This is a genomic window from Streptomyces sp. NPDC005492 (genome assembly GCF_040605995.1).
In the GTDB taxonomy this organism is placed as follows: domain Bacteria; phylum Actinomycetota; class Actinomycetes; order Streptomycetales; family Streptomycetaceae; genus Streptomyces.
The window spans coordinates 1-1,802 of record NZ_JBEXDX010000115.1 but is presented as its reverse complement, the minus strand read 5'-3'; the positions used below and the strand labels follow the sequence as shown (position 1 = coordinate 1,802).

Below are 1,802 nucleotides of genomic sequence, written 5' to 3'. Positions count from 1 at the left end.
GACCCTGTTGTCCAATTGGTTCATGCAGTGAGTTCGAGGGCCGCGAGCCGGGAAGTTCTGGTCTGAGCGAGCGGGGTGCCGTTCCACCAGGCGTCGAGCCGGATCAAGTTGACTGCAGCGGCGGTCAGGACATGGCTGAGGTGTGTCTTGGCCAGGCCACGATAGCGGGTGCGGCGCATGCCGCCGACGGCGACGGCTTGGTGGATGGTTCCCTCGATACCGGCCCTGGCGGCGTAGCGTTCCTTCCACACCTTGGTGGTCTGCTCGGCGCGGACGCGTTCGAGTAGGGCGTCTTGTCCTTGAGGCCGGACGGTGAGCTGTCGGCCGTACTGGGTGGAGCGGGTGCACTGGTCACGGACGGGGCAGGGAGAGCAGGTCGTGGTCGCGAAGCGGATTCTGATCGCGTCGCGGCCGTTGTTGTCGAGGCCGGCTGTCCAGTAGCGGCTGGTCTGGCCGGATGGACAAGTGGCTTTCTGTTCCTGCCAGTTGATGGTGAAGGCGGATTTGCCGAACCCGGCGGACCTGACCTGTTGCGGGGTGCTGTTCGGCCGGACCGGTGCGACCACACAGATTTCGCGTTCGACAGGGGCGGTCAGCAGGAGTTCGGCGGAGGAGTATCCCGAGTCCAGGAGGTGTTCGGCGGGCTTGAGGCTCTTGGCGGTGAGGGCGTCGTGCACGGCGTTGACGACGGTGGCATCGTTCGCGGTGGCATCGGTGGTCACCACGTGGGTGATCAGATGCGGCTGCCCGGAGCCGGTGCAGTCCTCGCTCAAGTGGACCTTGTAGCCGGTCCAGGCCGAGCCGCGCTTGTGTGAATAGCGGGCCTCCGGATCGTACGGCGAGGCGATCAGCGCTCTGCCCGGCGGGAGATCATCCTTGCCGCGCCAGCCCACCTCCTGCACTCCGTCGGTGACGGTGCGTGTGAACTGCTGGATCCAGACCGTGCGCAGCACGGTCACTGCGGGGATCTCGCGCAGCCATGTAGGTGCCGTGGATGTGTGGACGGCTGCGAGCAAACGGTAGCCGTCGGCAGCAATCTGGTGGGCCAGCCGGTCGCGTTCGGACCGTTCGGAGGGCAGCCGGTAGGCGTCGGTTCTGGCGCCGTAACGCTTCTGCCATGCCGGGTCCATCCAGCTCACGAGCCACTGCGCACTGGCCGCGGACAGTGCTTCCAGGCAGGCCCGGAGTGTCTCGCCGATGAACTCCAGTCGGTTCAGGCGCCGGACGGCCGCCAAGACGTGAGTGGAGTCGGTGCGCTGCCGCCCTCCGGCGCTGACCAGGCCCTGGCTGGCCAGGCGCTCCAGCAGCAGGTCCAGCACCCGCTCCTCCAGGCCGTGGTCCAGCAGTCGCTGCCGGAACCCGGTGAGCACCGTGAAGTCGAAGCCGGGATCGGTGAGCTCCAGTCCCAAAAGGTACTTCACGTCGATCCTGGCCCGCACCGCGTGCGCTGCCTGCCGGTCCGTCAGGTTCTCAACGAATTGCAGCACGCTTACCAGGGCGAGCTGCCCGGGCGAGATGCCGGGACGGCCGCGGTCCCCGAACGCCTTGCGGAACTCCTCATTCGAGAACACTGAACCGAGTTGGTCGCGGATCCGCATCGCAAGGCACCCCTTCGGAAACGCCGCATGCGCGACCGCACTCGTCCCATCAGGAACACCACCAGTAGCCGATCCCATCGACACAGCTGTCACCCCCTGCCGCGGGGCGACCCCTTCACGCACCCCTGACCAGCAGGATCCGTCTCTCCGCCTGCCTCCGACCGAGTGATCGACGCAAACTCCCTCGAATTGAGCAACAGGGTC

1 protein-coding gene is annotated in these 1,802 nt (G+C 66.7%); it reads right to left on the bottom strand.

From position 1 onward, the window contains the following. Nucleotides 1-20 precede the first annotated feature (20 nt). Nucleotides 21-1,676, bottom strand: coding sequence for an IS1182 family transposase (locus ABZT04_RS45895; RefSeq protein ID WP_356066679.1), 1,656 nt, complete (start codon nt 1,674-1,676; stop codon nt 21-23). Nucleotides 1,677-1,802 lie beyond the last annotated feature (126 nt).